This is a genomic window from Gorillibacterium timonense (assembly GCF_001457415.1).
In the GTDB taxonomy this organism is placed as follows: Bacteria; Bacillota; Bacilli; order Paenibacillales; family NBRC-103111; genus Gorillibacterium; species Gorillibacterium timonense.
This window is the reverse complement of sequence record NZ_LN881722.1, coordinates 85,025-111,739: the sequence shown is the minus strand read 5'-3', so window position 1 is coordinate 111,739 and position 26,715 is coordinate 85,025. Positions and strand designations below refer to the sequence as shown.

Sequence of the window (26,715 nt, the reverse complement as noted above, 5' to 3'; positions counted from 1 at the left end):
GTTCTTCTCCACGAACGCCTCTATTTACTTGTCTGTTGATCGTCGCAGATCGTGATCCATACATGCGCAATTCCAAAGATCCCAGTGGGCACAAGAGCCGGAACGTTGTGAAGCCAGAGCTGCGCCAGCACAAAATACACAACAGGGAAAACCGCCATGCCTAGCAGCAGGAGCCGATTTCGGCGCCCCCGGAAATAGAATCCCCACATCCCGTAATAGGACAGCAGAAAGACGGCCATCCCCAAGGTGTACGGGCTGAGAAACGACGAGCTCGAACGACTTGTCAAAAATACCAAAAGCGCGACCATGACCGCCTGGCTCGCGTGTTCGATAAGCGTCCACAGCCTATAGCTGCCGTTGTGCTCAGCTTTGACCAAATCGGCATCTGCTTGGGGAAGCCAAAAGTAGAACAGGTTGGGCACCATGACGAGCAGGAATACGACGAGCCCCTCCCAGGAAAAACCCCAATGCACATCCAGCCGGCTCGCTAGTGCGTTGTCAGCCCGCATCGTGTAGAGATGAACCGGCGCAAATGAGATTGAGAAGAGGTGCAGAAACCACAGTTTGTGAGTGGACAACGTTCTAGCTCCTTCATGCCGAATGAGTGAATGATTTCCATTTTATATCAGAAGAAACGTCCGTGCCAGAAAAAGCTGATGATAGCGTCCATCCGAATATAACGCAGACTACCTTTCAATGAATAGCTACATCAAGGAACTTCGCTAGCAGCTCTATTTTCTCTTTGACATCATCATTCGCATTCGTATTCGGTCCAATCGCAAACATTGTATCCATACTTGAATGTTCATGATTTTTGGAGTTCTCAATTTTCTCACAGATTACAGATAAAACCGTAAGGATCCCTTTTTTCAATTCACTTAAATAATCATCCTCCATGACCATTTCTGGCAAAAGAACCTCCCGGCATTCCTTCCTTAACGAACTCGCCTGCTGCATCCGTTTGAATTTTTAGCGTTAAGGCTAATGGCTTGGGGGGATACTCCGAATACCTCTGCCAGCTTTTCCTGTGTAAGCTCGTTCATCATTCTAAGCTTTCGAAGATTCTCGCCGAATTTGATTTGCATATGTTTACTCCTTTGCTTTTTCTCTTCTATAAGAACCATACTAAAGGAGCCAGCAAATCACCATTTCTCATTTGTTGAGCATAAGACAACCAAAGCGGGAATTCCGAAATACCGATCATCACGCCGTCGAGAAATAATCGATAGATAACCTGATTCAAGAATCCAAGATACGGCTTCATTCGGCTCCCCTCCCTTACTCCACTTGCTAGACAACCTTGTTTTCGATCCCCTGCAGCATGATCTCCACCATCTGCACCAATGCCTTCTCTAAGGACAAGCCCATTCGGGTAGAAACCCGGTAATCCATCAAATGATTCAAAGCCCCGATGTACATCTGGATGAAAACGTCCAAATCAAACGGCCGCAGGCTTCCTTCCGCCATTCCTTCCCGAACGAGCATCCGGATGTTATCCCAGCCTTGCTCCAAGTAGGTGTCCGCCTTTTCCCATTGGTTGGGGTATTTCACTTTCACCTCATGCAGGACTCGAATGTCCGGAAAAACAATGCCACGAGGCAGAATGACCAAAGCCTTCTCCAACTTTTGTCGCGGGGTGAGCACCGGGTCATCCATCACTTCTTTCTCAGCATCTCTCATGTCGGCAATACACCGGTCAACCAAATACCCGATGATCTGCTCCTTCGAGTCAAAAAATTGATAGATCGACTTCGTGCTGATCCCCAGGCGAGCGGCGACATCCCGAATAGAAAACTTCAGCCCCCTCTGCATGATTTCTCCGATTGCGCTTTGCGCGATTCTCTCTTTCATGACACACTTCCGATCTTTCTTTTCTTTGAAAAAAACCAATAGAGACTGTTCAAACCCGTTCGTATGGATGAGCAACCTCCACCGGATACGCAAAAAGGACCTTCACCCCCACCGGAAAAGTGGTGATGAAAGTCCTCTTTGCATCTTTTGTCTGGAATATCCTCAATCGTCTAAGCATCACAGGAAAGCCCGTAGCTGCACGACTTCCCGAAGCTTGTGAAATGGAGCTGCCAGCCGCTCAGCTCACGCCTGCCAAGCTCGATCCACCAGCTGCTCCGCTTACACCTGCTTGAATTCGATCCAATCGATCTGCATGCCGGGCTTGACGAAATCAAGCTTCATTTCATACAAGCCTTCTTCCAGCTCGATCTTGACAAGCCGCAGCCGGATCCACCGGTTGTCGGTGCCGTTCGTTTGCACGGTCGTCATCAGCTCTCCGTTCAGCGTCACGTTGCAGGCGCTTTGCGCCAAATAGCTGCCCGGCGACATGAGCTTGACCACGATCCAGTAGTAGCCAGCCTGATTAGCCCGGATAAAGGTCGATCCGGCTGTGGCGGGCTTCACCTGAACGTTCTCCGCCAGGGCCTGCACTTGATCCGGCAAAAGGGCGGGATTCGCTGCGAACTTGTGGGCGGTCTCCTCCCGCTCCAGCTTACGTGAGAATACCGGCGCCTGCATGATGAAGCGGCAGATGTTCATAGCCGAACGCTGCAGCTCCCCGCGCGTCAAGGTGCCGTTGCCCAAGGACTCAATGGTGTTATCCTCCATCGCATTGATGTCGGCGCCATAGTTGCTGATGACCATGAAGAGATCGTTCTGGGCGCGGACCATCGCGTTCGTATTCTTCGAATCCGGAGCGCCGCCGTGGACGACATCGTTCATCATGGCCCACCAGTCTGTCATCACGATGCCCGTGAAGCCCCACTCGCCGCGAAGAATCGTGGTGTTCAGATCATAATTGGACGCCGCCCAATGCCCGTTGACGGGATTGTAGGAGGTCATGATCGAATTCGCGTCGCTTTGCTTCACCGCCAGCTCGAAGCCCTTCAGATAGATCTCCCGCAGAGCGCGTTCGGAGACGACCGCGTCGACCTTGCTGCGGAACTTCTCCTGATTGTTGCAGGCGAAGTGCTTCATCGTAGCGTTAGAGCCGCCCTTCATGATACCGCGGGTGCAAGCCGCAGCGAAGACGCCGGTTACGAGCGGATCTTCCGAAAAGTACTCGAAGTTGCGCCCGTTGAGCGGGCTGCGTCGGATGTTCATGCCCGGTCCGAGCAGCGTATCCACGCGGTTGCGCAGCAGCTCCTGACCTTCCATGACATACAGCTCTTCCACGAGGTCCGCGTTCCAGGTAGCGGCAAGCAGAGTTCCGATGGCTACCTGCGTCGCCTTTTCCCCGCTGTCCATTCGAATTCCGGAAGGGCCATCCGCCGTACAGGCAACGGGAATTCCGTAGTGGAACAGACGGTCGGTGACTCCTCCGAAAGCCGATGCCGTGCCCGGGGTGACGAGCGGGCTGCTCATGCCTTCACCACGGACGATCGCGGCCAAGTCCTGATCATCAAGCTGCGCGATAAACGCCTCCAGGCTCACCTTGCCGTCCCGCACGTCCTGCAGCTTGTAGCCTCGATCCCCGGTCTGCTCCAGGGTTGCGGGGAGATTCTTCGCAATTCGCTCCGCCAAGGCTATCTTCTGGTTCGGCGCATCCTCGAAGGCGAGCTCATACGAGCCGTTTTCCTTCCGGACTCCCGGCTTCATTCTCGCGAAGGCCACAGTCGGCGCGAGCGCCTCTTCCAGCTGTTGCACGACTTGAAGAGCTTCCACCGCATAGCCGTTCTGCCCTTCAACGGTGATCTCTGTCAGCTTCTTGACGCTGGTTCCCACATACAAGCGATAAGTCCCTTCCTCCAGTACATAAGCGGAAGGATGCCCCGTCACGCCGCCGTCATCATAGGAAGCCATCGCATGAACCGGGAAGCTCAGGACCAAACGCTGCGATTCACCCGGCTGAAGCAACCGGGTTTTCCCGAATGCCGCCAACACCTTGGCTGGCTTGCCGAGCTTGCCCTGCGGCGCTTCATAATAGATCTGAACGACTTCCTTGCCCGCGAATGCCGTCCCGGTATTGTGCACCGTTACGCCGATCTCCAGATGCTCTTCACCTTCCCGGTTGACGAGCTTAGCTTCCTCCGATTCAACCTGGAAAGACGTATACGAGATGCCATAACCAAATTCATATTGAACCTTGTCCGGGCAAAAGGTTTCAAAATACCGATACCCAACATAGATATCTTCCTGGTAAAGGTTCTGGTGCTCATTGCCGTAATTGCGAGTGGAAGGATAATCCTCGATGGAAACCGCGATCGTATCGGTCAATTTGCCGCTCGGCGTCACCTCTCCGACCAGAACATCGGCGATCGCATTGCCGCCCTCCATACCGCCGTGCCAAGCGTAGATCACGCAGGGAATCGGGTTCGCATCCCCGTCCTCGTTCAGCCAGCTCATATCGATGATATTCGAGACATTCAGCACCACGGCCGTCTGCTCGAAATGAGCGGTCACGCTCTTCAGCATGGCCTTCTCTTCCGGTGTCAGCTGATAGCTGCCCGGTGCGTCGGCGTTGTCCTGATCCTCTCCCGCCGTCCGACCGATGACGACGATCGCCTTAGCGGATTTCCGCCGGGCTTCCGCCACCAGCTCATCGGTAAGCGGCATTTCCTTCTGATGCCAAGGCTCTGCGGCCCAGCCTCCTCCACCGTTATCGAAGGGATGCTCCTCGATCCACTTCTCATAGACGGCAGCTAGGTCTTCATTCACTTGAATGCTTGTTTTGCTTCGCAAACCGTCCAGCAGGTTGGTCGTATAGGCGACATGAACGCTTCCGCCCGAGCCTGTCCCGCTGCGGTAATAGTTGACCTGCGTTCTGCCGAAGACCGAAACCGTCTCGTTGTTGCCAATCGGCAGCACTTGGCCCTCATTCTTCAGCAGCACGGCTCCTTCCGCGGCTACTTTGCGGCTGAATTCCGCAAATCCTTCCAATGGAACTCCCAGCTTCTGTGTAGTCAATGAACTCTCTCCCTGTTGTCATTTCAATGTTTAGCGGTTCTGTCAAAAGCCCTTATCCCTTGCGGAATTTTCTCTACTTTCCCGAACCCATTCCTCTCACTATAAAGAATTTCCCCTTAAGAATCAAACCGGTAAACTAGAGGTCTTTTCCGGGATTTTTGAACGATCAATGGTTCCATTTCAAGGAAAAATTCAGGAACTGTTCAGCCAAAAGAGCCAGGGTAAACCGTCATCTCGGAAACGGTTTACCCTAGCGTCTTGTGCAAAGTGCACACTCGCATCCGATTCCCGGGGAGCACGAGCAAGATTCCGTGACGGCGATACCGTGCCGCCTTTTATTTTGAAGCTACAGGCTCATCTTCTTTCAGCAAGCGCACTCCCTGTTTACCCAGCTCCCGGTGTAGCTCCGTCATGCTTACTTCAGGCAGTGGGCAATGGGTGTCGATGCTTAAGGAAGCGGCAATTCCCGCCGCTTGGCCGAGCGCGAAGCAGGTCGCCTGCACGCGCATCGAGGACATGGCCACATGAGTGGCCGAGATCGAGCGCCCCGCCACCAGCAAGCCTTCGACCTTCGCGGGAATCATGCAGCGATACGGGATATCGTAGCCGTCTACGCGCCGCTCGTCGGTCCCTCTTTTGCCATCCGGGCTGTGAATATCGATCTCATAATTGGTTTGTGCGACGACATCCGCGAATCTTCTGCCTTCGACGATATCCTGCTCCGTCAGTGTGTAGCGGCCGACGATCTGATTCGTCTCCCGCACTCCGATCTGCCCGGGAATATGCGACAAGGTGTAAGTCTCAAAGCCATTGCGTTGCAAGTAGTCCGCGACGGACAAGGCCTGCCGCAGCGACTCCTTCTCGGCAAAGCTGACCTCCTCCACCTTGGAGCCGTTTCCTTTCACCCGGGTCATGTTCACGAGCATTGTTCCGTCCGAATTCCTCTCCCAATACAAATGACGCCCTTGCGGCAGCTCCTCGACCGAGCTGTACGTGTAGCAGCCTTCCGGCAGGCTGCGTTGTACCGGTTTTCCCGTATTTTGCATCATGAACATGAGAGTCATCGGTTGCGTCAAGCCGTCCTCTTCTCTGCCCGTCGTATAGTCGGCTCCAGCATCGATCGCCACAGCACCGTCACCGCTGCCGTCAATGAAGACAGCCGCCTTCAAGGCAAACAAGCCTTCGCGGGTATGGACGATGACCGCCGTTACTCGATCCCGTTCTTTAACCGCGCTAATGAATGTGGTATGGAAGAGAACCTTGACGTTTTCCTTTTCCAGCTTCTCATTGAAATAATGCCGCAGAAGAAAAGGATTGTATTGCGGAGCGATCGAAGTGTCGTGGGAATCGGGCAGACTCTCCGGCAAGGTCTCTTCGACAATCTCGCGGTAGATGCCGGTCACGTTGCCAACGGGCATAAACACACTCACATTCGCCAGCGTCCCCATACCGCCAAGCTGTCCCGAATGTTCGGCCACAATGACCTTTTTGCCGCAGCGTGCCGCTGCGATCGACGCAGCAATGCCCGCAGGACCTCCTCCAATGACGACAATGTCCGCCTCCGCAAGCAGGGGAACGCTCCGATTAAGAGAATACGCTTCCATGTGGATCAACCTCCTCATGATTTGACCGGCCTTTTCGATCAACGGATCAGCTTCATCATAATCGGACGCTTTTCTGCGCATCTAGTTCAAATTTAGTTCCAACGAATGACCGGCTTGCGCTTGTTATGAAGCTGCCGCACCGTGCCGCCATCGTGCCAGCGGCATTGCAAACGGATATGCTCGTAAGGAAGATGCGGATTCGCGATCCTCCACAGCAGCCGGTCGGCGGCGCGCTCTCCGGTTTTGCTAACCAGCAAATGCGGGTGGGTCACCTCATCGGACAAAGGCGAAAGGATCGTCTCCAGGCTGATCAGAGATACATCTCCCGGAATTTGCAGCGAGAGCGAAGCACATGCGTCGTACACCCAAGGCAAAATATATTCAATCGAGCATAACACGGCGGAAGGGGCTCTCTTCGTCAAAAGCTCGGCAAAGGCCTTCGTCCATTCCTGCTGCGTGGAGTAGCTCCGGATCAGGTGATCCTCCAAACGCACCTCAAGCCCGGCGTCGTTCATGGTTTCACTGAAGGCCTGCCAACGACGGCGGAACCCGCGATGGCTGTAGATGTCCCCGACATAGAGTATGGAGCGGTGGCCCGCTTCCACGAAGGTGAGCACGCTCTTGGCAATCGCATCATACACATCCCAAATGATGCTGTCGGCTTCGATCCCCGTCTCCGGGTAGTTCAGCAGAATCTTCGGAACAGGAACCTGAAGGATGCGCTTCTCCACGAGCAGCGGAAGGCCGAAGGACAAGAACAGGCCGTCCACATAGGGAACCGCCTGCTCATCCAGCCACGCGTTCAACCGGGCCTCATCGGTTGTCTCATCGGGATAAGTGATCCAGTTCAAGTGGTGGCCGAACTCAGCCAAGCGATCCGCCAGTCCGTCATACAGAAGCTGATGGAGGCTGCTTTTGGCGTAAGAGATAAACAGGAACCGACAGCTCTGCCCGGGCTGCACCTCAAGCCGATCGATGGCGAGCGAGTTTTCCTGCTGCTTCGTGCGGTAGCCCAATTCCCGTGCGGTTTGGAACACCGCCCGCCGGGTCTGCTCGGACATCCCGCTTCTCCCGCGCAAAGCCTTGGATACGGTGTGAAGGGAAAGGCCGAGGCGAGCGGCGATGTCCTGCTGAGTTATCTTATCGGGAAAATGCGGTTGTGGGCTCGCTTGTTCGTTTTCCTTTCGGCTGCTTTCGCTTGTTTGCGCGTCGTCGGCACAGCGCTCCAAATCAGCTTTCCACTTCACATGAATATCCTCCTCGTCGGCTGCTGGAGAGACCTCACGAGCTCCCCTTTGTCTCCCGAGTATTCGCTCCGCTTGTCCTTGTAGCGGTATCCTTACTCTCCTGCGCTTGCAGCGACACCTTCCTCTGTACCTGCCGCCGATGTACCTGCCGCCGCGTACCTGCCTTTGTTCCTGCCACTGCGGGCTGCGCATTTCCTTGCTTTTTGTATAGGCGAATCGCCGCCTGATGTCAACCCCCGACGGAGGAATATGGAAAAGAAGGCAGAGGCTTGCCTACGCCGATGGTTGTTAATCAGCCGAGCCACCCCTACTCTCGTACGTAAAAACCAACATCATGTACAGAGCTGAAATCAGCCTTAACGAGCTGCATCGAGTTTTGATTCTAATGGAAGCTACTGCCGCTAATGAGCTCATAAAGGTAGATTTATTTATGTAGCGGAAATGGACGCAGCTATTTGGCTTACTTCGGAGTGAATATCAACGATTGGCCCCTATTAGCTGCGTGTATCTCCGTTAAAATTTCACCCCACCAACTATCGATTAAATAGCGGCTACGACATCCGTTAGAAAAATTGAAGCAGGGGCTGGACCCAAGCAGGTATTTACCTGCTTAAGGGCCAGCCCCTCTGCTTCATAGTAAGGAAGGCGAACCACCGCTTCCGCAAAGGAAGCCGCAGTCGCCCGCCGAGATGATACCATTAATTGCGGATGAGATAATCGAACGCGCCCAAGGCTGCCGTCGCGCCCGATCCCATCGATATGATGATCTGCTTGAAGGGACTGTTGGTACAGTCGCCTGCAGCAAACACGCCGGGCACGTTGGTTGCGCCGTGGCGATCCACTACAATCTCGCCAAAGCGGGTACGCTCCACCGTGTCACCCAACCAATCGGTATTGGGAACAAGGCCAATCTGCACGAATACGCCTTGCAGCTCGGTGTGATGCTCCGCTCCGGTTTCCCGGTCCACATACGTAATGCCGTTCACTTTATCCGTGCCGGTGATCTCCTTGGTTTGCACATTCTTCAGAACCGTTACGTTCGGAAGGCTGTATAGCCGTTCCTGGAGGACCGAGTCGGCTTTAAGCTCAGGCAGGAATTCCAGAACGGTGACATGTTTCACGACACCGGCCAAGTCAATCGCAGCCTCGATGCCAGAGTTGCCGCCGCCGATAACCGCAACATGCTTGCCCGCGAAGAGAGGACCATCGCAATGGGGGCAGTAAGCGACCCCTTTGTTTTTGAACTCGGCTTCGCCGGGAACGCCGACGTTGCGCCAGCGAGCGCCGGTCGAGAGGATGACGGTTTTGCTCTTCAGCACCGCTCCGCTCTCCAGCTCGACTTCGATGAGCTCTTTCTTTTCCAGACGCTTGGCGCGCTGGACCTTCATCACATCGACGCCGTATTCGTTCACATGCTCTTCGAGGCTTGCCGCCAGCTTGGGCCCTTCGGTGTATTTCACGCTGATGAAATTCTCGATGCCCAAGGTGTCCAGCACTTGGCCGCCGAAGCGCTCTGCGACGATACCGGTGCGGATGCCTTTGCGCGCCGCATAGATCGCCGCGCTCGCGCCGGCCGGACCGCCGCCGATGACGAGCACGTCATAGGGCTCCTTGTTCGCCAATTCGGAAGCGTCGGGCTGGCTGCCCAGCTTGGCGAGAATTTCTTCGAGGGACGTACGTCCGCTGTTGAAGAATTCTCCGTTCAGGTAAACCGAAGGCACCGCCATGATGTTCTTGCTTTCGACCTCATCCTTAAAGGCCGCGCCGTCGATCATGGTGTGGGTGATGCCTGGGTTCAGCACGCTCAGCACGTTCAGCGCTTGCACCACGTCGGGACAGTTATGGCAGCTCAGGCTGACATACGTCTCGAAGTGATACTCGCCGCGAATGGCTTTGATCTGATCGATGACCTTCTGCTCCACCTTGGGCGGCCTGCCGCTTACTTGCAGCAGGGCGAGCACCAAGGACGTGAACTCGTGGCCAAGCGGAATGCCGGCAAAGGTAATGCCGCTGTCCGCTTGACCTGCGCGATTGACGCTAAAGCTCGGCGTTTTGGGCAACGAGGCCTTTTCCACCGTGATCCGGGGAGACATGCCAGCGATCTCTTCGACGAGAGCCAGCATCTCCGCGGACACGGCATCCGTACCTGCGCTCACTTTGAGGAGGACATCCCCCTCGAGAAGCTGCAGGTATTGAGCCAGTTGGGCTTTAATATCTGCATCCAATGCCATAAGGGTTCGCTCCTTAAATCTTTCCTACAAGATCCAGGCTCGGCTTCAGGGTAGCGCCGCCTTCTTGCCATTTGGCCGGGCATACTTCACCGGGATTGGTCCGAACATATTGTGCGGCTTTAATCTTGTTCACCAGAGTGCTGGCGTCGCGGCCGATGCCGCCGGCATTGATTTCAAGAGCTTGAATGACGCCGTCCGGGTCGATGATGAACGTGCCGCGGTCTGCCAGGCCGTCTTCTTCGATCAGGACATCGAAGTTACGGGACAGCGTATGGGACGGGTCGCCGATCATCGTATAGGTGATTTTGCCGATCGCTTCCGAGCTGTCATGCCAGGCTTTGTGCGTGAAGTGGGTATCAGTCGAAACGGAGTACACTTCAACGCCAAGTCCTTTGAGGGTTTCGTATTGGTTCTGGAGGTCTTCAAGCTCCGTCGGGCAGACGAAGGTGAAGTCGGCCGGGTAGAAGCAAACGACGCTCCACTTGCCCTTGAAGTCAGCCTCGGTGAGGTCGACAAACTTACCGTTGTTGTAGGCAGATGCTTTAAACGGGAGTACTTCTTTTCCAATCAGAGACATAATGATTTTTCCTCCTTAGTGTGATTTTAACTTTATATAAAGAATAATATCACAAATGGAAACTTTGTTCATGAAGCTACCGTGAAGGAAAAATTAAAACTCTGTGAAGTCCTTCAACTGGTTGAGCGAAACCCAAGAGACGGCAATCTTCATAAGCATACCCCACTTAAGCGAAAAAAATGCTAAGCGGGAAAGTGAAGTGCGCTGTATCAAGCCCTATCGAGCCCTATCGATCCCCTATACGCACAAGGCGTTCTCTCCCAAGGGGTGAATCTTGCAGAAACCAGGTGAAAGCAGCAAGATCCACTGCTTCATTCGCCGAACCCGCTGCGCAGCTGACAAAAGCAGCCTGTCTCCCGAGAGAGCAGGCTGCTTTTACTTGACGTGTGCGGAAGGGTCTGTCTCCCCATCCCGTCAACCGGGTTCCTTGGCCAATTGTCGCAACTTTCTATCGTAGCCACCCGATCAAAGTCGGACGTTCAGAGAGTATATACGGACAGAGCAGCATGTTGTTGTTGTTGTTCGTTCACTTAGCGGACATGCGGAAGGCGAGCGTCACGATTTTGTAGCCTGCGACGTCCAGCTCAGCGGAGGGCAGCTCCGCGCGGCGGCGCTCCAGCACGTCGCTTTCGTAAACGGCGGCGGCTTCAAAGGGCAGCGCAGCTTCCAGCTTGACCGAAGCCGAGCCAATGTTGTACCAACGCGCCACGAGATCCCCCGTCTCCTCCGCGATCTTAAACGAGGAGAACGCCAGCGGCGAATGCTCCGCATTCCAGCTCAGCGCCTGTGCGGACACAGGAAGGGTTGCTTCAACCGCACCGGAAGCGGTGGCAGTTCCGACCTTCCCGTTCCCGGATTTCCACAGCGTTGCGGCGGCGGCAAATTGGCCGGATTGGACGCTGGTCCACGGAATTTGATATTGGTAAGCGAGTGCATACGCCCCCGACTCGGCTGCATCTCCATGATGAGGGATGATGGCGTATTCCACCACCTGCTCGCCCAAGCATTGCGCTTCAGGTGTTTCGAATACGCCCCAATCGCCCAGCTCCGAGGAGGCGCGCAGAAGGGTCAAGGCGATCGTGTTCTTGCCGTCGCGAAGCACTTCATACTCGTTTAAGCCTTTGTTAGCGACAACCAGCCCGTCGGTTCCGTCCGTCACATGCACGAACGCCTGCTGATGCTGAGCATTGCTCGGGTTCGTCCATTCCTTTGCCGGGACATTGCTGCGTTTCGCCACTTCAAAGATCGAATCGGCGTAATGATGCTCCGCCTGTCGGTTTGTCGGGAACAGCGCCCGCAGGCGATGATCCTTCGCTTGGTTGTTGAAGCTCGTCTTGACCTGAAGCAGGCCGCTGCCCGATTCGAGGGTGTAACGGGTTGTCAGCACGAGCGGAACGAGGCGGTCCGAGCGCTGAGCCTTGCGCTCCGTGAAAGGAACCATCTCGCGCTTCTCTTGAAGGAACCGTTCTCCCGCGCTCTCCGGAATCTCCCAGCGAAGAACACTCTCGATGACGGCGCGATAAAGAGTTTGCTCCACCACACGCAGCTCCGCTTTCAACTGCTCGGTCGTGAGCGCCTGCTCGCCGTCCGGTTGACGGTAAACATATTCGTTGCCGATATCTCCGGTATTCTCATATCCGTTCAGGCCGGGATAGGCCGCTCCGGATGGCTTGTCCGTTACTGTAACGGTTCCGTTGTCCGCCACTTCCACGCGCAGCTTCTCATTCTCCATGGTCATGCCCTGCACGGTAACGAGATCAAGCGCAGCCTGTTCGCGAGCGCCTTCCCGTTCGGGAACGAGGGCATACGTGCGATAGCCGAGCTCAGCTACTTCGGCAACGGGAAGCGTTACCCGCACCTTGCGCGCCATATACGGCTGGCGGAAGCGATCCTTCGGCAGGTCATAGCCGAAATGGGCGCCGAGGTCTTCGATGCGGGCCGGATAAACGCAGCCTGCTTCGTCCAGCACCTGATAGCCGGGAAGCGGCTCGTGCTCCAGCTCTCTAGCAAGCGCCTGTGGATTCGGCCCCTCCGGAAAATACTTTCTCGCCACGATCAGCTCGACTTCAACAGTGCCGCTGCGCTTCCAGCCGCTCGTATTGAAGACGGTGAACGGGATCGCTTCCTCTCCCCACGCCACAACCGCGCCCGTAGCGATCTTCCCCGCGATGGCTTCCGCGCTTTGGGCCACAATCGTCTCGGTCATCTGGATGCTCTTGGCGAAGCGGGTAATCATTTCTCGATGCACTTCATCGACGCTGCAGCCGCAAATGCTGTCATGAGGATGATTCTGCATCAGCGTCTTCCAAGCATAGGTCAACAGATGATGCGGATAAGCCTTCCCCACGGTCTGCTGAGCAAGCGCTGCAAGCGGTTCAGCTACCTTCTCAAGCAGAGTCTGAGCGCGCTGGTTCAACTGCTTCAGGTAGACGCGGGCGGAAGCCGTATTGACGAGCGTTCCCCATCCGTCCGTATGCTGGCTGCGAAGCTCCCCTTCGATGGTGACGAGGTCGTTCGGAAGCTCCGATCGCAGCGCTAGCAGATACTCGTCAAAATTAGAGTGAACGAAGTCTACATCCGGGTACAGCTCGGACGCGGTGCGAAGAGCCTCCGACAGATCCGTCTGAATCGGCTGATGATCGCAGCCGTTCATGAAGAGCAAATGCGGCGTAGAAGCGAACCGCTCCGCATCCGCCAGGTTTTTGTCCCAGTAGGTTTTCGCGGCCGCCGCATCGGCGGGGACCTCCATCCCGTTGCAATACCAATTGGCAAACAGAACGCCGAGCACCTCCGACCCGTCCGGAGCACGCCAGATCATCTCGGAATAAGGCGACTCGTAGCTGTCCGCTTCCCCCACCGTATTGTTGAACCCGGTAGGCTTGACGCCCCGCCCGAAGACGGCGTTATCGATGTCAGCCTGCTGCAAAATTTGCGGGGCCTGTCCCATATTCCCGAACGAATCGGGGAAATAACCGGTCTTGGAGATGATGCCGAACGGCTTCGCGTCCCGGTGGCCGATCAGCAGATTCCGCAGGTTCGCTTCGCTGCTCGTCAGAAATTCATCCTGCAGCACATACCAAGGCCCGAAATGAATTCGCCCTTCGCGGATATAACGGTCCAACCGTTCTTGCTGATCGGGGCGGATCTGTAAATAGTCCTCGCGGACAATCGTCTGCCCATCCAAGTGGAAATAGCGGTAGTCCGGGTCCCGATCCAGCGTATCGAGCAAGGTGTCCACCAGCTCGATCAGCAAGGCATGATGATATTCATAAGGCATGTACCACTCGCGATCCCAGTGGGTATGCGAGATGACATGCGCAGTTTTTTTCTTGGTCATGCGGTTCCACTCCTTCGATCGAGCCATGTCGGCCCGTATTTCCGATGCTCTTATCCCTTGGTCGCTCCGCCCATGCTAAAGCCTTTGGACATGTAGCGCTGGGAGAAAATGTACAGCACAACGGAGGGCATGGTGTAGAGCAGCGAGAACGCCGCGAGCCGACCGTATTCCACCATCCCGTGGCTTCCAAAGAATTGATAGATGGTGACGGAAGCAGGCAGTTTTTCCGGCGTTTGCAGTAAAATATACGGAACAAAGAAGTTGCCCCAGCTGCCGGAGAAGGTAAAGATCGCGATCGTGGCGATCCCCGGCAGCATCAGGGGAGCGACAATTTTACGCAAGCCGCCCCATACGGAGGTTCCGTCGATCCATGCCGATTCCTCCAAGTCGATCGGAACGGAATCCATGAAATTTTTCATCATCCAGATACCGTACGGCAGGGAGGAGGAAGTCAGGAACAGCATCGTTGCGAAGATGGAGTTCTGCAGCTTGAAGTACAAGAACATTTGAAATACAGGCACCATAACGGCGGTGATCGGCAGAGACGTCATAAAGAGGATGCTCAGCAGAAAGCTCTTCTTGAACCTCATCTCATATCGAGACAGCGGGTACGCGGCCAGAATGGAGACGACGACAACCAGGATGGCCTGTCCCCCCGAGAGCAAAAGCCCGACGCCAAAGGAGCGGATATTGCCGGTATCCCCCAGCACCGCTGAAAAGTTAGCCAACGAGAAGGAGCTCGGAATTTTGATCCCCTGCCGCGCATTCAGGTCGAAGGCAGCGAAGAGGAGCCACAGGAGAGGAGCCAGAAAGCAAATCCCGAGAAACACCAGAATGCCATACTGGATGTTGCGATGAAGCCTATGATTAACCACGATGATCCACCACCTTTTCGGCTACATTTTGACTTTCATCGATTTCATATAGAGCAAGCTTGTCACGATGCCGATGAACAGCAGCACAAGCGAGATTGCCGTCCCATAGCCAAACTGGTAGTTCACAAAAGCCTGATTGTACATGAAGACGGGCAAGGTTTGCGTAGCTGTTCCGGGTCCGCCTCCGGTCATGGTATAGATGAGCGTGAACACGCCCAGCGTTTGAAGGGTAACCAGCATCATGTTGGTTACGATCGAGCCTTTTACCATGGGGATGGTGATATGCCGCAGCAACTGAAAACCATTGGTTCCGTCGATAACCGCCGCCTCTTCCACATCCTTCGGAATTTCATCGAGAGCGGATTGGTAAACCATCATGGAGAACGCCGTTCCGTGCCAGATGTTGGCGATGATAACACTAACCATGGGGAAGCTGAACAGCCAGGATACCGGCTTCAAGCCGATCCAGCCGATGATTTGATTCAAGGAGCCATTGTCGCTGAAAAAGGAAACCATGCAAAACGCCACTACGATTTCCGGGGTTACCCACGCGGCGATGACAATAATTCCGAGGATGCGCCGGAAGGTCACATTCTTTTCCTTCATCAGCAGCGCCAGAATGAAGCCCAGCATAACTTGACCGATCACGGCCGAGAATATCAAAAAGACCAGGGTGCGCCATACACTGATTCGAAAATCCGGGTCTTGGAACATATTGATGAAATTCTGAAAGCCGACAAATTGTAGATTTTTTGCCGCCTCACCGGTCAAGGCCATATTGGTAAACGCGAAGCAGAACGTAAGGATAATCGGAAAGATGAAAAACACAAGCAGCAGCAGTATCGAAGGCGTGAAGAACAGAAAAGCTCCCGATTTCTTCCTCCCCATGAGTACTCTCCTTTCTAGTCCAAGAAGAAACAGTCGCCGCCGCTTGCGTAAGCTGGCGACGACTTGTCTCTCCCGCCATTTCCTATTTCTCTTCTATGCTGTCCGCACCGAGAGAGCGAGATACATTGTCTTTCAATTGCTTCATGGCATTTTCCGGAGTGAGCTTGCCGGTAGCGATGCTTTCCACGATGCTTTGCAGTTGAGCCGAGACCGTAGCGTATTGATCGTTCGCCGGACGGAAGTGCGCCGTATTGACCATGGCTTGAGCTTCGGCGATAAAGGTGCGATCGGTGTAGCCTTGGACCTCGGTGGAATCATTGCGGGGGCTCAAAGCACCTTCCGCGATAACCCGAGCCGTGCCGTTGTCCCGGTTCATCAAGAACTCCAGGAACTTCCAAGCTGCTTCCTTGTTCTTCGATTGAGCCGGAATCGACCAAGCCCATCCGCCAGACATCGTGGTCGCTCCCGGTTCTTGGCCGTTCTGGGTTGGGAACGGAGCAAAACCCATCTTGTCTTGAACATTCTCAATCGGAGCCGCGCCGTTCGCGAACCAGGTCGAACCGGCCCAGCTGCCGTCGACGGCCATCGCGAGCTTCCCTTCCGGGAACAACTGCTGGAACGCGATGCTTCCCGCTTGGCCGTTCAGTGCGACCTGCAAGGAAGTCCCCGTCTTGTCTACGTTGTAGACTTGATTGATGAAGTTGAAGGAATCGAGCAGACCTTGGCTGCCGACCACCCATTTCTTGGTCGTGTCGTTATAGAGCGTATCGTTCGTTCCGTACAGCAGCATCTCCAGCGTCTGCATCGTGACCCCTTCGCCGCTCGATTTGCCGACGATCAGGTTAAGCGGCGTTACATCCGGGAACTTGGCCTTGATGGTGCGAGCGGCCTCCAGCACTTCTTCCCAGCTTGCCGGCTTAAAGGGCACTTGGATGCCCGCTTGCGCCAGCAGCTCTTTGTTGTACCAGATCCCGCGAGTGTCGGTGGTAGCCGGCACGCCGTATACTTTGCCGTCTTCACCGGTTACGCCGGCTTTCAGGTTATCGATGATATGGTCCTTCCAATCCGACCAACCGGCGACCTGCGTATCCAGCGGCTCCAAATACCCAGCGGCGGCATCCGATTTGATAATGGACGTATCTTCGGCCACAATATCAGGCGCGGTGCCCGCCGATTTCATTTGCAGCACGATCTTCGACGTATAGTCGCCTTCGCTGGCTAGAATCGGAGCGATGTTGATTTTGATATCGGGGTTCTGTTTTTCGAATTCTTCGACCAATCCGGATTTGAAGTATTTCGTCAGCGTGTCCTCCGAACCGGCGGAGCGGAACGTAATCGTCACGCTTTGCTTGCCTCCGTCGGAATTCCCCGCATTTGACTTGCCGCTCGAACAGGCGCTTGTCACAACAAGCAAAGATGCGATAGCAGCAGTCAGGATGACCTTCCCTTTTTTAGCCTGTCTCATTTCTCGTCAATCCCCTTCGTTTTAGGATCGTAGGCGCTCTCCGTTTTCCCATCTCTCAAGAAGATTCTTTCTCTATGGTGCTTGTACGCTTTCGGCCGTGCTCGTGTGGATATGATTAGGCACCCATGAACGTGAGAACGGATGCCGGAACCATCGTTGATGTTGCAAGCGCACGAGGATGAAATGGTCTTCATGCCTTCGCGTTGAATCGTCGGGATTACGAGTGGATGCGAATTCCGCAATAATCCATGATCAGTTCGCTGAATAACATGTTGGACCAGGAAAACCATGGTCTTGTAAACTGCTGCGGATCGTCGGGCGAGAAGCTTTCATGCGTCAGCCCCGTATCTGCGTCTGTATCCTGAATCATTTGGAGCATCCGGGCCTTCTCTTCCCGGTCCGAAGACGTCAGCCCCTGCATGGATAAGGCGATATGCCAGATATAACCGGGAGGCGTATGCGGACTACCGATGCCCTCCGCAGCTTGACCGCGATAGTAGTACGGGTTGTCCTCACTCAAGATAAACCTGCGGGTGTTCCGATAGATCTCGTCCTGATCGTCGGTGTATCCCAAATAAGGCAGGGCGAGCAAGCTCGGTACATTGGCGTCGTCCATCAGGGTATAGCCGCCTTTGCCATCCGTTTCATAAGCATAGATTTTCCCGTATACGGGATGATCATAAACCCCGAATTTGCGGATGCCGGCTTCGATTTCGTCTGCCAGTCCCAAGGCTTCCTCGGCTAAGACCGCGTCCCCATATACGACGCGGGCAATCTCGTCCAAATAGCGGAGCGCGACAACGGCGAACATGTTGGAGGGAATCAGATACCCATAATTGCAGCAATCGTCACTCGGGCGGAAGCCGCTCCAGGTCATCCCGGTGTAGGCCGTTTCGCTGCCTTTGCCTTCTCTGACCAACGTATCGGTAAGAGGAGCATTCAGGCGCTGGAACGTGTACGGCGACTTGTCCTCATGATGCTGCTCGACTTTCCACAGCTTGATGATCTCGTAAGCGGCCTTACGGAACGTCTCATTAAAGGGTTTGACCGACCCGCTGTTTTTCCAGAGCAGGTATCCGAGTTGAATGGGATAAGCCAATGAATCGATTTCGTATTTGCGTTCCCAAATCCAAGGGTTCATCGCGGTCAAATCCTGCTGATGGCCCGCTCCGGTTGGCCCCTCATTAAAAGCGTTTGCATAGGGATCAATCAGCACGTACGCCATCTGCCGTTCGATCAGCCCTGCGATCATATCCGCGATGCTCTCATCCTCTGCAGCGAGGACCAAATACGGACGTACCTGAGCCGCCGAATCGCGCAGCCACATGGCGGGTATATCGCCTGTGATAACAAAGGTCGTTCCGTCTTCCTTCCCCTTGATAGTGGTCACGATGGTGTTCGTAAAGCAATTTTCAAACATCTGCGCCAGCTTTGGCTTATCCGGTAAACATTCCTTCACCCGATCCACCATGTTTCGGATCGATGCGGGAACGCTTTTTTCGACATCTGACGACAAAAGCCATCACCTTCCTTCTCTTGTTGCACCCCATATGAACCGCTTTCATCATTATCCTACCCTCTTTATTATAATATGTCAATATACTAATAGTATAATTGGTATGTGAAAATTTTAATTAGATATAATGGTATACCAAGTGTTCGCATTTAACAGAAAAGAGACCTCGTATGAGGTCTCTTAAGAGAAGGAATGGATCAGCTTGAAGCAGGGCTTGTTCGAACGGGTCCAGTCGATCTTCCTTTAACCAAAGTGGCCGGAAGCAGAATCCGGTTTACCGGGCTTTCGTTCCGGTTCATATCCAGAACCATTTCACAGGCCTGTTTCCCCATTTCAAACTGATCCTGCCGGATGTGAGTAAACCGGAAGCTGTCGCTCGATTTCGGACTGTCGAAGCAGATGATCGACAAGTCTTCGGGAATCCGCAGCCCCAGCTTCGCGGCCGCCGCCTCCGCCAGCAAGGCGATGTTGTACTCCGCTGCAAAAAGCGCCGTAATCTGAGGATGCCGCTTGAGATGATCCACCAGCATTTCCGCGTCCTGTACACGGGCCTCCGGGTCAAAGACATTCGGCATGGTAGAGACGAACGACTCCAGCCACTGCTCCCGATTCACCAGAATCCCGTATTCGGCATGGGCTTCGACGATTCCCTCAATGCGCTCTTCAATCGCCGTCGTGTTTACCGGAGGTGTGGTCAGAAACGCAATATCCCGGTGTCCCAGCTCGAACAGATGGATCGCCCCTTCTTTGGCCGCCTTCACATTATCCGTGCTGACGGAAGAAGCCGGGATTCCCTTGAGATAACGGTCCACCATGACGAAGGGGAACTTCTCGATGACCAGCTTCAGAATCTCCGCGCTGAAATACTCCCCCTGCGCCGGGAAGATGATCAGCCTGTCCACTCCCAGCTCCAGCATCTCCCGGATGATCTGTTCCTCTTGCTCGGCAATGCCGAAGGAACGTCTCACGACCAGAAAGGCGCCGTTCTCTCGGCTCGCTTCTTCCAGTCCATAGAGCAGCTCTGTCCCATACATATCGCTAAAATTCGTGATCACGAGGCCGATCAGCTGGCCTTTATTATTCTCCTTGGACCTTCCCAAATGAGTCGAATGAATCGAGCTCGAGTGGTTCAACGGGTGCGACTGCCGCTGAGGCTTGGCATCTGACACAAACGATCCCCTGCCGGGCTTCCGGACAATATAGTCGTCTGCCGCCAGCATCTCCAGCGCCTTCTTGCTTGTAATCCGGCTGACGCCAAACTCGTCGCAGAGCTCCTTCTCCGAGGGCACTCGTTCTCCTACCTGATAACTCCCTTGTTCAATCCGCTCACGCAGCTCTTCAAAAATCTGCTCATACATCGGCTTCGACGACGAATGATTCACCAAAATCAAGCACCTCCATCAACCCTTGCAGCATAACCCTTTATCCTAATATATCATGTTATATTAGGTTTGAAAAGATGGTTGGGGCAGCTCGGCCGCATTTCCGGTGCCCTCGTAAGCCGAAGGGATGTCCGGAGAAGTCACTCTCTCCCATCCTTACTGCCGGGTTGAACGATCCAACTTGCTCGTCGGATGCAATCCGGTTGACGGGCGTGCGCTTCGGAAGACGAAGGTGCGCTGCGACCAATAGCTGAAAGCAAAGAGGATTCCCTCCGTCAGCAGCTTGGCCGCAACGAGCGGAACGCCGATACGTTCATGGAAGAGGAACATGAGCCCGTAGTTGAACCCCAGAATCAGCAAGACAAGCGCGAAATATTTTGGAGCCGACGAGCTCACCGCCTCACGCTGCTTATCGCCGAATACAAAGCGCCGGTTCATCGCGTAATTGAAAAGGGAGCTGCAAGCCCTCGCGCCGACGACTGAAAGGAGCAGGCTGCCGCTTAGCAGTTGGAGCAATAAAACCAGCACGAAATCGAGCAAGGCCGCAAGCACCGAGGATGAGCAGAACTTCAGGATTGGGGCATACACCTTGGCGGAATCGGCGATAGGGCGAAAATGCGACGATTTGTTATCTTCCAAATAAATGGTATCGATCGGCACCTCGTATAAGGAGTAACCCTCTCTTTGGGCCTGCAGCAGCATGTTCATCTCATATTCGAACCGCTCTCCCGGAATCCGGCACAGCCAATCCAGCATCGTGGCCGGGAAGCCACGAAGTCCGGTCTGAGTGTCCTGGATGCGCCGCCCGGTCGTCAACGAATATACCCAGCGGGTAGCGTCGTTGCCGAAACGGCTCCTGAACGGAACCTTTCCGGTAAAATGCCTGCACCCAAGCACGATCTCGTAACGGTAATCGACTAATGCATCGGCGATTCGCTTGATATCGGCGGGGAGATGCTGCCCGTCGCTGTCGGCGCAGATCACGCCCTCCCTTTCGCCGATGTCAATCAAGTAGCGGAACCCGGTCTTCAGAGCGCGGCCCTTGCCGAGATTGACCGCGTGGGTGAGCACGACGCAGCCGGATTGACGCGCCAAGTCGAATATCGGACGATAGGCTTCGCCGCTGCCGTCATCGACAATGACGATCTTGGAGCGGAAAGTCGCTTTTAAATTGGCAATAAGGGAAAGCAGCCGGTCGTCCGGTTCATAAGCGGGAATCAATACGGTCATGGGGATCTGCCTCCTTCGGAATCGTTCGCTTGCAGCTCGGAAGATCATTTCGCGATATAGAGGATGTCGCTGACGCCGCGCTCATTGCCCTTGCTTCCCGGGCTGTTCACGACCCTGCCATTAAAATACATCGTAGACGAGCCTCCGCCGTCGAGGTTGTAGGCTTCCTTTGCCCCCAGGTCTTCGAAAAGCTTGGCAAATTCGGTGAGGGTCAGCCCCTTGCTGTAGTTCTTCTGCCGGCCGTCGACGACCACGAACACATAATGATTGGCGGAGATCATGCCGACGCCCGTTCGCGGGTTGGCTCCGTCAATCGTGCCGTAGCCGATGTTGTTATCGATCTTGACGTTCGTTAAGTTTTGGACGGCCTTGCCGTCTTTCACCAACACCGGTCCAAACGAGAAGGTGTTCGTCACCCCTTGGGCCAGCAGCTCTTCTGCCGAAACCTCCTTTTCATCGTACGAGGCCATCGTGCCGTCGCTATAAAGGGCGAGCCCTTCACGCGCCGGTTTATTGCGGTAGAGCGTGCCATTCCGGATGATGACCCCATCGTTGCGGAACCCGTAATAATCGCCGTTAATGGCGAATATCGCCTTGTTCGCAGAAGCGATCACCGAGGTGTCTTCGATAATATTGCGGCCGTAGGCATTATCTGCAAAAGCCGTCAGCAGATTAGACGAGTCCTTCAGCTGAACATCGGCGACATAGTAGGTGACTTTGTCCGAGCCGCTGCCGGTCTCCACCTTCTTGATCGCAATCTCAGTGGAGTCGCTCTTGTAATTCCAATCGTCGGAGGAGACCTGTTGCGCGGAGTCCGCAGCTGCCGTTGAAGTAGCAGAAGGGGAGGCAGCGGTTGTGGATGCAGACTCCGATGTGGGCGTTGATGACGACGCGGTTGTAGGTGTCGGCTCGGATGAAGCTGTTGATGACGATGAGGATGACGTTGGGCTGGATGAGGACGAAGAAGACGTCGATGTAGACGCGGAATCGACGAACCTTGTTATCGTATTCGGTTGTACGACCACTTCCACATGCCTGATTAAATAGCGATCCGCCAACCCGTAGACAATGGCACCGATAATGGATAGGGAGAGGATAAGACCGATCAGCAGCTTTCGTCTCGATTTTCGTTTTTTGACCATCATGAGCAGGTCACTCCTCCTAAAGCTCTTCTCTGTTTTTTATTATAGGAGGCCTAGCTTAAATTTTTCTTAAATGAAAACAGAAGGAAACCAATGGTGAATAGAGGGTATCCTTAAATGGGAGAAAAAAAGAGACCCATGGGTCTCTCTTGAGGGATTAGCCATCCGCAGCCGAATCAAGCTGCCGCAACGAAGTTTTACCGGATCAGTTGAACTTCGGTCTGCAAGGCGGTATGGGAAACCATCCCTTCATATTTTCTCTGATAAAATGGTATTTCCGATGTATCGCAATAGACATAATGACCAGGAACCACCTCATGAAGCTGGCTGCTCTCCGTCTGAATCAATTGGTGAAAGACCAGTCGAGTTCTCTGACTCTCATAATCCGGGTCCGGATAAGGAATGGACGATAGCAAGCTCTCCGTATAGGGATGCAGAGGGAAGCGATAAAGCTCCTTTGCATGGCCAAGCTCAACGATCTTCCCGCGATACATCACGGCGATTCGATTGCTGATATATTTGACCATGGAGAGATCATGGGCGATAAAGAGATACGTTAGTTGCTTCTCCTTTTGCAATCGTTTCAGCAGATTTACGATCTGGGCTTGAATGGATACATCCAATGCGGATATGGGCTCGTCACAGATAATGAATTTGGGCTGCACGGCCAAAGCGCGGGCGATGCCGATCCGCTGCCGTTGACCCCCTGACAACTCGTGAGGATAACGATTGGCATGATCCGGGTTTAGTCCTACCGTCTCGAGCAGCTCGGCGACTTGACGATTGCGGTCTGCGGCATTCTTGGCCAGCCCGTGAACATCGATTCCTTCGGCAATAATCTCCTTGATCTTATTCCTCGGATTCAGTGAAGCGTAGGGGTCCTGATAGATCATCTGGACATCGCGCCGGAACTGCAGCCATTGCTTTTTGCTATGAAGAGTCGATAGATCCACGCCATCATAATAGATACGCCCCGCCGTAGGCTGATATAGCTGAATGATCGTCCTCCCCGTCGTCGATTTGCCGCATCCCGACTCGCCAACGAGACCGAAGGTCTCCCCTTCCCCAATCGAAAAGCTGATATCGTCCACGGCCTTAACTCGACCAGAGCCCGCCTTGAACACCTGCTTCAAGCCATCTACCCGTAAAAGTTCACGTTTGTTCTCCATCATGTCAATCCCTCTTTTTTGATCAGACCGCTGTTTCTAGCCAGAAAATAACGTCGACGGGCCGCAATCGCTTCAGGCACTTCCATCTTCGGAGCACGCGGATCCAGCAGCCAGGTGGCGGCAAAGTGAGTCGGAGACACCTGAAACAGGGGCGGTTCATAATGAACATCGACCGTTAAAGCATAGGGGTTGCGCGAAGCGAACAAATCCCCTGGGGGCGGCGCCAAGAGATCGGGCGGACTCCCTGGGATGGCATAGAGGTCTTCGTCGCCGGTGTCCACGGTCGGCATGGACCTCAAGAGTCCCCATGTATACGGATGCTGAGGATTGTAAAAGATTTCGTCAACCCGGCCGATCTCGACGATCTTCCCTCCATACATCACCGCCACTCGGTCCGCGACATTCGCCACCACTCCCAAATCATGCGTGATGAAGAGGATAGAGGTCGACACCTTATTCTGCAGGGTCTTGAGCAATTCGAGAATTTGGGCCTGAATGGTGACGTCGAGCGCCGTTGTCGGCTCGTCCGCGATCAGGATCTCCGGGTTGCAGGCAAGTGCGATCGCTACCACGATCCGCTGCCGCTGACCGCCGGAAAATTGATGAGGATAATCATTCAAGCGCTTCTCACAGTCGGGAATTCCTACATCTTGCAGCAATTCCAAAGCTCTCTTCCTAGCAGCCGACTTGCTCAGCTTCTGATGAAGAATCAAGGGCTCGGCCACCTGCTTCCCCACTGTCATCGTCGGGTTCAGAGATGTCATCGGGTTCTGAAAAATCATCGCAATCTCTTTTCCACGAATATGCTTCATTTCCTTATTGCTTTTGGCGAGCAGGTCTTCCCCGTGATAGAGGATTTCTCCGCCCTCCACCTGTGCATTTTTGGCGAGCAGCCCCATCATGCTCCTGCAGGTTACGGATTTTCCCGAACCCGATTCGCCAACGAGGGCAAGGGTCTCCCCTTTTTGCAGAGCGAGGGTCACCCCTCGTACCGCCTTTACCTTACCGGCAAACGTTTGGAAGGATATATGCAAATCATTCATTTCCAATAAAGTTTCCGCCATCCGTTTCAGCCCCCTACTCTTTCATCTTCGGATCGAAGGCATCCCGAAGCCCGTCCGCCAGCAAGTTAAAGGAAATCATGATCACACAGAGAACGGCGGCGGGAAACCACATCAGATGGGGCAAAAATCGAAACGTTTTATACCCTTCGTTAAGCAGCGTCCCGAGCGACGCATGAGGCGGACGCATTCCGATCCCGATGAAGCTCAAGAACGCCTCGAAAAAAATCGCGCTGGGAATGGTGAACATCGTCTGAATGATAATGATCCCGCTTAGATTCGGGATGATATGCTTCACCGCAATATTCAGAGAGGAAACGCCGAGCGTCCTCGCTGCCAATATGTACTCCTGCCCCTTCAGCCTAAGGGTTTGTCCACGAATCACCCGCGCCATCGTAATCCAGCCGGTTAAGGCCAAGGCAACGATGATCGACATGGCCCCCGGCTTAAAAAACAGGAGCATCAGAATCACGACAACCAAGGTCGGAACACCGGAGATAATCTCCAGGATGCGCTGCATGAAATTATCCGTGCGCCCTCCCTTCCAGCCGGAGATCAAGCCGTAGGTTACCCCAATGACCAGATCAAATAGGGCAGCCACCCCGGCAATCAACAGGGAGATGCGGGTACCCGCCAAGATCCGCGACAGCAAATCGCGTCCGAATGCATCCGTACCAAAATAGTAATGTACGCCTTGAGGAACGTGGGCAAGCTCGTACTTGTTCACCCATTTGCCCGCCACCTTCGCCATCCCGTTAAACCCATTGATATCCAGCCCGGGAATGCGAGGCGGTAAATTGGCATGCGGCACATTTTGCAGATTCGGATCATGCGGAGAGTACCAGATCGATGCCACCGCTATGAGGACAATGAGCAATAAGATATAAAGCGATACGAGAGCCGCTTTGTTTTTCTTCAATCGCCTCCATCCATCCCGATAGAAGGACAAGGAAGGTGCGGATATTTTCTCATTATCCAAAAAGTAGTCGCTGCTTAAAGGCTCAAAATAAGAGTCCGGAATCTCGGGAAGCGCCTGTCCCATCCTGTTTGCTTCGCTCATGATGTTCCTCCCGCTACCCGGATCCGCGGATCGATAATCCCGTAGAGAATATCTACGAGTAAGATGACAACGACAAGCAGCGTGGAATAGAGCAGTGTCACACCCATGATGGTGGCATAGTCATTGGTCAGGATGGATTTAACAAACTGTTCGCCGATGCCCGGAATGGCGAAGATATTCTCCACCACCAAAGAGCCTGTCATCAAGCCAACGGTCATGGGCCCGAGTATGGTGATCAAGGGAATCAAGGCGTTTCGCAGGCCATGGACAAAGGCCATCCGCCATTCGCTCTGTCCCTTGGCTCTTGCCAATTCTACATAGTCGCTATTGAGCACCTCGATCATTTCGGTGCGGATAAAACGGGCGGCATCCGCCATGGGCGAGATGGATAAAGCGATCGTCGGCAGTATGGTGGATCGAAATCCGTCGTCCCACAAGGCGATCGGCAGCCATTTTAAACTGATGGCGAATATCGCCTGAAGCAGAACCGCAAAAACAAAGTTGGGAATCGAACGCCCGATGATGGCCGTTAAAGAGGCAAAGGTATCCGTAAAACTGTTCTGATACATAGCCGAGATCGTTCCGAGCACGATTCCGACGACCGTTCCCAGCAGCATCGCCTGAATTCCCAACTGAAGCGAGGGGCCAATGCGCTTGGACAACAGCTTGCCCACAGGCTGATTGCTGAATTGCAGCGAGATGCCGAAGTCGCCGCGGACGATGCCCGACATATAGGTGGCATACCGTTCGGTTACCGGTTTGTTCAGTCCATACTTCTCATCCATGATCTGCCGCTGCTGGTTGGTCAGCTTCTCTTCGTTATTGTAAGGACTGCCCGGCAAGAAGTTCATCAACAAGAAGGTTATCGAGCTGATAAAGAATAAGGTGACCAGCATGTACCCGACCCGTTTTCCAATAAATTTGCAATAATTCGTCATGCGAACCCATCTCCCCGCTGCTGAAGCCCTCCTGAATCATCATGAAAAAGGTAAAGTCTATTCGCGAATAGACTTT

22 protein-coding genes are annotated in these 26,715 nt (G+C 54.1%); all 22 read right to left on the bottom strand.

Annotated elements, in window-relative coordinates:
* Positions 1–20 precede the first annotated feature (20 nt).
* Positions 21–578, bottom strand: coding sequence for a hypothetical protein (locus BN2684_RS05085; protein ID WP_058301097.1), 558 nt, complete (start codon positions 576–578; stop codon positions 21–23).
* A 115-nt stretch (positions 579–693) separates the two neighbouring features.
* Positions 694–912, bottom strand: coding sequence for a hypothetical protein (locus BN2684_RS05080; protein WP_148449891.1), 219 nt, complete (start codon positions 910–912; stop codon positions 694–696).
* A gap of 23 nt (positions 913–935) precedes the next feature.
* Complete coding sequence (locus tag BN2684_RS25335) at positions 936–1,085, bottom strand: helix-turn-helix transcriptional regulator (protein ID WP_199825300.1); 150 nt, start codon at positions 1,083–1,085, stop codon at positions 936–938.
* Positions 1,086–1,111: 26 nt separating this feature from the next.
* Positions 1,112–1,264, bottom strand: coding sequence for a hypothetical protein (locus BN2684_RS24435; RefSeq protein ID WP_159065764.1), 153 nt, complete (start codon positions 1,262–1,264; stop codon positions 1,112–1,114).
* Between the two features lie 26 nt (positions 1,265–1,290).
* Positions 1,291–1,851, bottom strand: coding sequence for a TetR/AcrR family transcriptional regulator (locus BN2684_RS05075; protein WP_058301095.1), 561 nt, complete (start codon positions 1,849–1,851; stop codon positions 1,291–1,293).
* A 279-nt stretch (positions 1,852–2,130) separates the two neighbouring features.
* Positions 2,131–4,917, bottom strand: a complete 2,787-nt coding sequence (locus BN2684_RS05070; protein WP_058301094.1) for a glycoside hydrolase family 3 protein — start codon at positions 4,915–4,917, stop codon at positions 2,131–2,133.
* A 335-nt stretch (positions 4,918–5,252) separates the two neighbouring features.
* Positions 5,253–6,521, bottom strand: a complete 1,269-nt coding sequence (locus tag BN2684_RS05065) for an FAD-dependent oxidoreductase (RefSeq protein ID WP_058301093.1) — start codon at positions 6,519–6,521, stop codon at positions 5,253–5,255.
* A 92-nt stretch (positions 6,522–6,613) separates the two neighbouring features.
* On the bottom strand, positions 6,614–7,768 hold the full coding sequence (locus BN2684_RS05060; protein ID WP_058301092.1) for a LacI family DNA-binding transcriptional regulator: 1,155 nt from the start codon (positions 7,766–7,768) through the stop codon (positions 6,614–6,616).
* 698 nt (positions 7,769–8,466) lie between these two features.
* Positions 8,467–9,999 carry an alkyl hydroperoxide reductase subunit F gene (gene ahpF, locus BN2684_RS05055; protein ID WP_058301091.1) on the bottom strand — a complete coding sequence of 511 codons (1,533 nt, stop codon included), beginning with the start codon at positions 9,997–9,999 and terminating at the stop codon, positions 8,467–8,469.
* Between the two features lie 13 nt (positions 10,000–10,012).
* Positions 10,013–10,576 (bottom strand): alkyl hydroperoxide reductase subunit C, encoded by a 564-nt coding sequence (gene ahpC, locus BN2684_RS05050; protein WP_058301090.1) that lies wholly within the window; start codon positions 10,574–10,576, stop codon positions 10,013–10,015.
* A gap of 526 nt (positions 10,577–11,102) precedes the next feature.
* Positions 11,103–13,913, bottom strand: a complete 2,811-nt coding sequence (locus BN2684_RS05045; RefSeq protein WP_058301089.1) for an alpha-mannosidase — start codon at positions 13,911–13,913, stop codon at positions 11,103–11,105.
* Positions 13,914–13,963: 50 nt separating this feature from the next.
* Positions 13,964–14,788, bottom strand: a complete 825-nt coding sequence (locus tag BN2684_RS05040) for a carbohydrate ABC transporter permease (protein ID WP_108722161.1) — start codon at positions 14,786–14,788, stop codon at positions 13,964–13,966.
* A 21-nt stretch (positions 14,789–14,809) separates the two neighbouring features.
* On the bottom strand, positions 14,810–15,676 hold the full coding sequence (locus tag BN2684_RS05035; protein WP_058301087.1) for a carbohydrate ABC transporter permease: 867 nt from the start codon (positions 15,674–15,676) through the stop codon (positions 14,810–14,812).
* 82 nt (positions 15,677–15,758) lie between these two features.
* Positions 15,759–17,141, bottom strand: a complete 1,383-nt coding sequence (locus BN2684_RS05030; RefSeq protein WP_058301086.1) for an extracellular solute-binding protein — start codon at positions 17,139–17,141, stop codon at positions 15,759–15,761.
* Between the two features lie 217 nt (positions 17,142–17,358).
* Entirely contained in the window at positions 17,359–18,612 is a 1,254-nt protein-coding gene (locus tag BN2684_RS05025) for a glycoside hydrolase family 125 protein (RefSeq protein ID WP_058301573.1), read from the bottom strand.
* Positions 18,613–18,854: 242 nt separating this feature from the next.
* On the bottom strand, positions 18,855–20,039 hold the full coding sequence (locus BN2684_RS05020) for a GntR family transcriptional regulator (protein ID WP_316245505.1): 1,185 nt from the start codon (positions 20,037–20,039) through the stop codon (positions 18,855–18,857).
* Between the two features lie 156 nt (positions 20,040–20,195).
* Positions 20,196–21,269 carry a bifunctional glycosyltransferase family 2/GtrA family protein gene (locus BN2684_RS05015; protein ID WP_058301085.1) on the bottom strand — a complete coding sequence of 358 codons (1,074 nt, stop codon included), beginning with the start codon at positions 21,267–21,269 and terminating at the stop codon, positions 20,196–20,198.
* 44 nt (positions 21,270–21,313) lie between these two features.
* On the bottom strand, positions 21,314–22,414 hold the full coding sequence (locus BN2684_RS05010) for a phosphodiester glycosidase family protein (RefSeq protein ID WP_234340170.1): 1,101 nt from the start codon (positions 22,412–22,414) through the stop codon (positions 21,314–21,316).
* 194 nt (positions 22,415–22,608) lie between these two features.
* Entirely contained in the window at positions 22,609–23,583 is a 975-nt protein-coding gene (locus BN2684_RS05005) for an ABC transporter ATP-binding protein (RefSeq protein WP_058301084.1), read from the bottom strand.
* Positions 23,580–24,644 (bottom strand): ABC transporter ATP-binding protein, encoded by a 1,065-nt coding sequence (locus tag BN2684_RS05000; protein WP_058301083.1) that lies wholly within the window; start codon positions 24,642–24,644, stop codon positions 23,580–23,582. Before BN2684_RS05000 ends, BN2684_RS05005 begins: the two co-directional genes overlap by 4 nt.
* 13 nt (positions 24,645–24,657) lie before the next feature.
* Positions 24,658–25,683 (bottom strand): oligopeptide ABC transporter permease, encoded by a 1,026-nt coding sequence (gene opp3C / locus BN2684_RS04995; protein WP_392388998.1) that lies wholly within the window; start codon positions 25,681–25,683, stop codon positions 24,658–24,660.
* Positions 25,684–25,697: 14 nt separating this feature from the next.
* The gene (gene opp3b / locus BN2684_RS04990; protein WP_058301081.1) at positions 25,698–26,639 is read right to left on the bottom strand and encodes an oligopeptide ABC transporter permease; all 942 of its coding nucleotides are present in this window, start codon (positions 26,637–26,639) and stop codon (positions 25,698–25,700) included.
* Positions 26,640–26,715 lie beyond the last annotated feature (76 nt).

Excerpts from the sequence above, each read along its gene's own strand:
- BN2684_RS25335 (WP_199825300.1), bottom strand. The coding sequence starts at position 1,085 with ATGCAAATCAAATTCGGCGAGAATCTTCGAAAGCTTAGAATGATGAAC.
- BN2684_RS24435 (WP_159065764.1), bottom strand. The coding sequence starts at position 1,264 with ATGAAGCCGTATCTTGGATTCTTGAATCAGGTTATCTATCGATTATTT.
- BN2684_RS05075 (WP_058301095.1), bottom strand. The coding sequence starts at position 1,851 with ATGAAAGAGAGAATCGCGCAAAGCGCAATCGGAGAAATCATGCAGAGG.
- BN2684_RS05065 (WP_058301093.1), bottom strand. The coding sequence starts at position 6,521 with ATGGAAGCGTATTCTCTTAATCGGAGCGTTCCCCTGCTTGCGGAGGCG.
- ahpF (WP_058301091.1), bottom strand. The coding sequence starts at position 9,999 with ATGGCATTGGATGCAGATATTAAAGCCCAACTGGCTCAATACCTGCAG.
- ahpC (WP_058301090.1), bottom strand. The coding sequence starts at position 10,576 with ATGTCTCTGATTGGAAAAGAAGTACTCCCGTTTAAAGCATCTGCCTAC.
- BN2684_RS05045 (WP_058301089.1), bottom strand. The coding sequence starts at position 13,913 with ATGACCAAGAAAAAAACTGCGCATGTCATCTCGCATACCCACTGGGAT.
- BN2684_RS05035 (WP_058301087.1), bottom strand. The coding sequence starts at position 15,676 with ATGGGGAGGAAGAAATCGGGAGCTTTTCTGTTCTTCACGCCTTCGATA.
- BN2684_RS05030 (WP_058301086.1), bottom strand. The coding sequence starts at position 17,141 with ATGAGACAGGCTAAAAAAGGGAAGGTCATCCTGACTGCTGCTATCGCA.
- BN2684_RS05025 (WP_058301573.1), bottom strand. The coding sequence starts at position 18,612 with ATGGTGGATCGGGTGAAGGAATGTTTACCGGATAAGCCAAAGCTGGCG.
- BN2684_RS05015 (WP_058301085.1), bottom strand. The coding sequence starts at position 21,269 with ATGACCGTATTGATTCCCGCTTATGAACCGGACGACCGGCTGCTTTCC.
- BN2684_RS05010 (WP_234340170.1), bottom strand. The coding sequence starts at position 22,414 with ATGATGGTCAAAAAACGAAAATCGAGACGAAAGCTGCTGATCGGTCTT.
- BN2684_RS05005 (WP_058301084.1), bottom strand. The coding sequence starts at position 23,583 with ATGATGGAGAACAAACGTGAACTTTTACGGGTAGATGGCTTGAAGCAG.
- BN2684_RS05000 (WP_058301083.1), bottom strand. The coding sequence starts at position 24,644 with ATGGCGGAAACTTTATTGGAAATGAATGATTTGCATATATCCTTCCAA.
- opp3C (WP_392388998.1), bottom strand. The coding sequence starts at position 25,683 with ATGGGACAGGCGCTTCCCGAGATTCCGGACTCTTATTTTGAGCCTTTA.
- opp3b (WP_058301081.1), bottom strand. The coding sequence starts at position 26,639 with ATGACGAATTATTGCAAATTTATTGGAAAACGGGTCGGGTACATGCTG.